The sequence below is a fragment of the Serratia sp. CY33802 genome, from assembly GCF_052169095.1.
Taxonomy (GTDB): Bacteria; Pseudomonadota; Gammaproteobacteria; order Enterobacterales; family Enterobacteriaceae; genus Serratia; species Serratia bockelmannii.
Genome location: NZ_JBJNLL010000017.1, coordinates 1 through 5,419, shown reverse-complemented (window position 1 = coordinate 5,419; position 5,419 = coordinate 1). Strand labels below are relative to the sequence as shown.

Below are 5,419 nucleotides of genomic sequence, written 5' to 3'. Positions count from 1 at the left end.
AGAAGTGAAACGCCGTAGCGCCGATGGTAGTGTGGGGTCTCCCCATGCGAGAGTAGGACACTGCCAGGCATCAAATAAAGCCGAAAGCCCTGAACTGACGTTCAGGGCTTTTTGCTATGCGTAAAATAAATATCCTGACTGTATCTATTACTTTGAAAAATACCTTTTTGGCATATGTAGCTTATTCTTATAAGGAAGCATAATGTTTTTTGCCGGAGAAATAGCCAGATTAATATATAATTGATAGCTTCAGATTATTATTTAAATAATAAAAATGCCTATTTATTAATGTGTTAATAAGAAATATCTGGTTATATCAAAGATAAATCTTAATTCTTTAGTGTATTATTCGATAAATTTCACGTTAATTAAAACAAATATTAGCCAGACGCCTCGAATCGAGTAGACTAGGCGAAAGATTATTTCCGTATAGGTACTGAACGTTATGTCTACTGAAAGCGCGTCTTTAAAAAACCACAATACGTTTGCGCTCCCGGTCAACGCAGCGCACCTGATCATGGCCGATAGAATTGAGCTGATGCTCAAGGTATGGCAACAAACGCGCAAGCGTCAGGAGCCGCTGCTGATTCTCGGTGAAGGTAGCAACGTGCTGTTCCTGGAGGATTTCTCGGGCACGGTAATGGTCAATCAGTTGAAGGGTATCGATGTTCGAGAAGATAACGATGCCTGGTATCTCCACGTCAGCTCCGGTGAAAATTGGCATGACCTGGTGCAATATACGCTGCAGGCTGGGATCTGCGGCCTGGAAAACCTGGCGTTGATCCCTGGATTGGCCGGTTCCGCCCCTATTCAGAACATCGGCGCCTACGGCGTCGAATTGAAAGACGTCTGCGAGTATGTCGATTTGCTGGACTTCTCTACCGGCGCTATCGATCGCATCCCGGCTGCCGAGTGTGGTTTTGGCTACCGGGAAAGCATTTTCAAGCACCGTTTCCAAACTGGGCATGTCATTGTCGGGCTGGGTCTGCGTCTCAACAAACAGTGGCAACCCAAATTGAGTTACGGCGATCTGGCCAAGCTGGAGCCCACCACGGTGACGCCGCTTCAGGTATTTGAATCCGTATGTGCTATGCGTCGCAGCAAGCTGCCCGATCCGCGCGAAACCGGCAATGCCGGCAGCTTCTTCAAGAATCCTTTGGTGAACGCAGAGAAAGCCGCAGAACTCGTCGCCAAATATCCTGGCATGCCGCATTATCCGCAGCAGGATGGTCAGGTGAAGCTGGCCGCCGGCTGGCTTATCGACCAATGCGCGCTGAAAGGATATCGCATCGGTGGTGCTGCGGTACACCGCCAGCAGGCGCTGGTGCTGGTGAACATCGACAATGCCCACAGCCAGGATGTGGTGGCGCTGGCGCGCCACGTACGCAAGACGGTGGCCGATAAATTCGGTGTGTGGTTGGAGCCTGAGGTGCGCTTTATTGGCGCGACCGGTGAGCTGAATGCCGTGGCGGTGCTGTCATGAAAGATACCAAGGTTCCGTTAAAACTGATCGCGTTGTTGGCCGACGGCGAATTCCATTCCGGGGAACACCTCGGTGAGTCACTCGGCATGAGCCGTGCTGCGATCAATAAGCATATTCAAACCATTCGCGAGTGGGGGCTGGATGTCTTTACCGTGCCTGGCAAAGGGTACAGCTTGCCTGCCCCCATGCCACTATTGGAGGCGGAACGCATTCTAAAAGGGTTGGACGACAAACGCGTTACCGTGTTGCCGGTAGTCGACTCTACCAATCAATATTTGCTGGATCGTATCGAAACACTACAATCTGGCGACGCCTGCATCGCTGAGTATCAACTGGCTGGCCGCGGTCGTCGTGGGCGCCAGTGGATTTCGCCGTTTGGCGCCAATTTATACCTGTCGATGTTTTGGCGATTGGAACAGGGGCCAGCTGCGGCGATGGGGCTGAGCCTGGTGATCGGCATGGTGATGGCGGAGGTCTTACAGCGCCTTGGCGCTAAAGACGTACGGGTAAAATGGCCCAACGACCTCTACCTGAACGATCGCAAATTGGCAGGGATCCTGGTCGAGTTGACAGGAAAAACTGGCGATGCGGCTCAGTTGGTCATCGGTGCTGGCATTAATTTGGCGATGCGGGATACCAATGCCGGGGGGATCAACCAAGGTTGGATCAACCTGCAAGAAGCCGGCATTAACATCGATCGTAATGAGCTGACTGCTACTTTGCTCAATGAATTGCGGCAGTCGTTAAAACAATTCGAGATAGATGGGCTGGGGCCATTCATTGGTCGTTGGCGCACGTTGGATAATTTTATCGACAGACCGGTCAAACTGCTGATTGGTGAGCGGCAGATTGTAGGCATCGCACGAGGCATCGATTCGCAGGGGGCACTGCTGCTGGAACAAGATGGGGAGATCAAACCCTTTATCGGCGGAGAGATATCGCTGCGCAGTGCAGAATAGCGATAGCAACCAAGGGGACGTTACCGTCCCCTTGAGCGATCGGTAGTATTACTTTCTTAAGCGCACGCTTTCAACGGCATGGTTGGCGCTTTTGGTCATGATCAGGCTGGCGCGTTCGCGGGTAGGTAGTATATTCTGCTGCAAATTCAAGCCGTTAATTTCATTCCACAATTGTGTAGCGATATTAATCGCTTCCGGTTCCGGCAATTTTGAATAGTTATGGAAATAAGAATCGGGATTGGAAAATGCGCCCTGACGGAATTTCAGGAAACGATTGATATACCAGCTTTGCAATAGCGTCTCCGGGGCATCGACATATATGGAGAAGTCGACAAAATCGGAAACGAATACGCGATGAGGATCGTGCGGGTAATCCATACCGCTTTGCAATACGTTAAGCCCTTCCAGGATCAGAATATCCGGTTGCTCGATGACTTTATTACCCTCAGGTACAACGTCATAAATTAAATGAGAATAAACCGGAGCGGTAACGCGTTTGGCGCCGGATTTCACTTCTGACACGAATTTCACCAGGCTATGCATATCGTAAGACTGCGGGAAGCCTTTTTTCTTCATCAGGCCGCGTTCGTTCAGCACCTTATTAGGATGCAAGAAGCCGTCGGTCGTGATCAACTCAACGCTGCGGTGTTCCGGCCAGCGGCTCAGCAACGCCTGCAACAGACGTGCGGTCGTGCTCTTACCTACGGCTACGCTGCCGGCGATGCCGATGACATAGGGAATTTTTTGCCCGTCGGTGCCGAGGAATTGCTCGAGCACCGCCTGTCGGCGCAGGTTGGAACTGATATAGAAGTTCAATAGTCGTGACAGCGGCAGATAAATCTGCGCAACTTCTTCCAACGAGAGATCTTCGTTAATCCCTTTCAGCTTAACGATCTCTTCTTCCGATAACGTCAGCGGCACCGAATCTCGCAACGCAGCCCATTGGGTACGATCGAACTGTAGGTAAGGCGTTGCTAAAGATTGATCTCTTTTTATCATAAGCCAAATTCTGCCTGTTAACGCAGGTTGGGAAAGGCGCCGGACGCCAACTCCAGAGAATAAACAAGCTGCATATTATAGACAGCTTCGTTTTTGGCGTAGACTTTTTTCGCAAAAGTTGTCGATAGGCAGCAGTTTATGTCAATTGTGCGAAGCGGCGCGCAGTTGATAAGGCGGGGTTGCAAGGCGGTATCATCGGGGCCGGATACCGCCTGAAGGCTAGCAGGCAATGGCGCGCGAAGGTTGGTTTACGGTGAATAGACGTTTGTAATAAATGACGGTCGGATGATAATGCCCATCGGGGCCCGCTGCATAATCCGGTAGCTCGCCCAAACAGCGATAACCCAGGCTGCGATAAAGCGCTTCAGCCGCTGAGCCAGCCTGCGTATCCAGGTACAATAGCCCGCGCTGCTGTTGCAGTGCCGCCTGCTCCAACGTCTTCATCAGCGCCAGACCTACGCCGTTGCGGCGAGCGCGGCTATGCACCAATAGCTTCACCACCTCCGCACGATTACGGCCATTCGGTTTCTGGCAGAGCTCGAGTTGCACGGTGCCAACGACGCCGCGTTCGTCGCGGGCAATCCACAATAGCAGCTCGCTTTTGGCCAAGGCGGGACGCAGGCTGTGGAAGTAACTCTCGGCGTCTTCATGCGGGATTAAGGTGTCGTAGCCCACTGAAGCACCGTGGGTGACCGCATCGGTCAACAGGCGAGCCAATTCATCGCGATAAATCGGGAGCGTAGCGGCGTTGATAGGCACTATTTTCATCGGTCATTCCTCCAGAGATGGGGGTAATGAAGATAAGCAATAACTGCGCCAGAACGACGAAAGGCATAGCCACGGCGAAAGAGCGAGCAATAAGTGTAGTTCACGCCACGAACCTGGGCAGCGATCCTCTTTTTGGTGCATCGATCCCGCTCACGGTTTACCGACGCAGGTTACGTGTTTTGAGAAGCCCGACACGGAGAAAGGGGCTCTCAATGCTTGCAAAAAGTGGATAAAATTGTAGAGAATGATTGCCGCAAGTGGTGAATGTTTGCACACCGCAGGCTGCGAATTGCATGACAGCATGCAAAATTGACTGATTTGTGAGCGAAAGTGCGCGTAAAGCAATTTTTTTGTTGCATAGGCCGTCCGCTCTACCTAGAATGCGCTGCACTTGATGCCGGCTTAGCTCAGTAGGTAGAGCAACTGACTTGTAATCAGTAGGTCACCAGTTCGATTCCGGTAGCCGGCACCATTCAAGTCACAAGTAGTTAAAATCTGGTGGGGTTCCCGAGCGGCCAAAGGGAGCAGACTGTAAATCTGCCGTCACAGACTTCGAAGGTTCGAATCCTTCCCCCACCACCAAATCTTGCCTTCGGCGATTAACTGAGATGCGATAAATACCGCAGCGGTTGATGGCGGGAGGAGAGGGCGAAAGCCTTCGGCAAGGTTCGAGCTGTGCAGCGCAAGGCGCAGCCGGCCCGAAGGATGCGAAGCGAGTGATGAATAGTCCTGCTCCATCCCAAAATTCTACAGAAAAATCAGGTAGCCGAGTTCCAGGATGCGGGCATCGTATAATGGCTATTACCTCAGCCTTCCAAGCTGATGATGTGGGTTCGATTCCCACTGCCCGCTCCAAGATGTGCTGATATAGCTCAGTTGGTAGAGCGCACCCTTGGTAAGGGTGAGGTCGGCAGTTCGAATCTGCCTATCAGCACCACTTCTTAATTTCTCGCCCCCTGATTTTCTTTCTGTTCTGGATTCAACGAGCAAATGCTTGGTTGATGTGGTGATACCACCGATTTATCCGTGTCTTAGAGGGACAATCGATGTCTAAAGAAAAGTTTGAACGTACAAAACCGCACGTTAACGTCGGTACTATCGGCCACGTTGACCACGGTAAAACTACCCTGACTGCAGCGATCACCACCGTTCTGGCTAAAACCTACGGCGGTTCTGCACGTGCTTTCGACCAGATCGATAACGCGCCAGA

The 5,419-nt window shown here is 51.6% G+C and carries 5 protein-coding genes, 4 tRNA genes and 1 other RNA gene; 8 read left to right on the top strand and 2 right to left on the bottom strand.

All coding sequences use genetic code 11. From position 1 onward, the window contains the following. Window positions 1–445: 445 nt before the first annotated feature. Both murB and birA read left to right on the top strand, forming a co-directional pair. The gene (gene murB / locus ACJ8HA_RS23660) at window positions 446–1,483 is read left to right on the top strand and encodes a UDP-N-acetylmuramate dehydrogenase (RefSeq protein ID WP_043143678.1); all 1,038 of its coding nucleotides are present in this window, start codon (window positions 446–448) and stop codon (window positions 1,481–1,483) included. Next, complete coding sequence (gene birA, locus ACJ8HA_RS23655; RefSeq protein ID WP_025304935.1) at window positions 1,480–2,442, top strand: bifunctional biotin--[acetyl-CoA-carboxylase] ligase/biotin operon repressor BirA; 963 nt, start codon at window positions 1,480–1,482, stop codon at window positions 2,440–2,442. The genes murB and birA overlap by 4 nt, the downstream gene beginning before the upstream one ends. A gap of 48 nt (window positions 2,443–2,490) precedes the next feature. Here birA and coaA read toward each other — a convergent pair whose 3' ends face one another. Then, window positions 2,491–3,441 (bottom strand): type I pantothenate kinase, encoded by a 951-nt coding sequence (gene coaA / locus ACJ8HA_RS23650; protein WP_025304936.1) that lies wholly within the window; start codon window positions 3,439–3,441, stop codon window positions 2,491–2,493. Window positions 3,442–3,660: 219 nt separating this feature from the next. Beyond that, window positions 3,661–4,209, bottom strand: coding sequence for a GNAT family N-acetyltransferase (locus ACJ8HA_RS23645; RefSeq protein ID WP_025304937.1), 549 nt, complete (start codon window positions 4,207–4,209; stop codon window positions 3,661–3,663). 396 nt (window positions 4,210–4,605) lie between these two features. Here ACJ8HA_RS23645 and ACJ8HA_RS23640 point away from each other — a divergent pair. The 6 genes from ACJ8HA_RS23640 to ACJ8HA_RS23615 form a co-directional block, all read left to right on the top strand. Next, window positions 4,606–4,681 (top strand) — tRNA-Thr (locus ACJ8HA_RS23640). A 25-nt stretch (window positions 4,682–4,706) separates the two neighbouring features. Next, window positions 4,707–4,791 (top strand) — tRNA-Tyr (locus tag ACJ8HA_RS23635). 46 nt (window positions 4,792–4,837) lie between these two features. Then, window positions 4,838–4,953, top strand: a non-coding RNA gene (locus tag ACJ8HA_RS23630) — RtT sRNA. Between the two features lie 36 nt (window positions 4,954–4,989). Beyond that, window positions 4,990–5,064, top strand: a tRNA-Gly gene (locus ACJ8HA_RS23625). Window positions 5,065–5,070: 6 nt separating this feature from the next. Continuing rightward, a tRNA-Thr gene (locus tag ACJ8HA_RS23620) sits at window positions 5,071–5,146 on the top strand. Window positions 5,147–5,255: 109 nt separating this feature from the next. Then, window positions 5,256–5,419: GTP-binding protein (locus ACJ8HA_RS23615; RefSeq protein WP_023158627.1), on the top strand; the 164-nt coding region annotated here is incomplete at its 3' end.

Excerpts from the sequence above, each read along its gene's own strand:
- coaA (WP_025304936.1), bottom strand. The coding sequence starts at position 3,441 with ATGATAAAAAGAGATCAATCTTTAGCAACGCCTTACCTACAGTTCGAT.
- murB (WP_043143678.1), top strand. The coding sequence starts at position 446 with ATGTCTACTGAAAGCGCGTCTTTAAAAAACCACAATACGTTTGCGCTC.
- ACJ8HA_RS23645 (WP_025304937.1), bottom strand. The coding sequence starts at position 4,209 with ATGAAAATAGTGCCTATCAACGCCGCTACGCTCCCGATTTATCGCGAT.
- birA (WP_025304935.1), top strand. The coding sequence starts at position 1,480 with ATGAAAGATACCAAGGTTCCGTTAAAACTGATCGCGTTGTTGGCCGAC.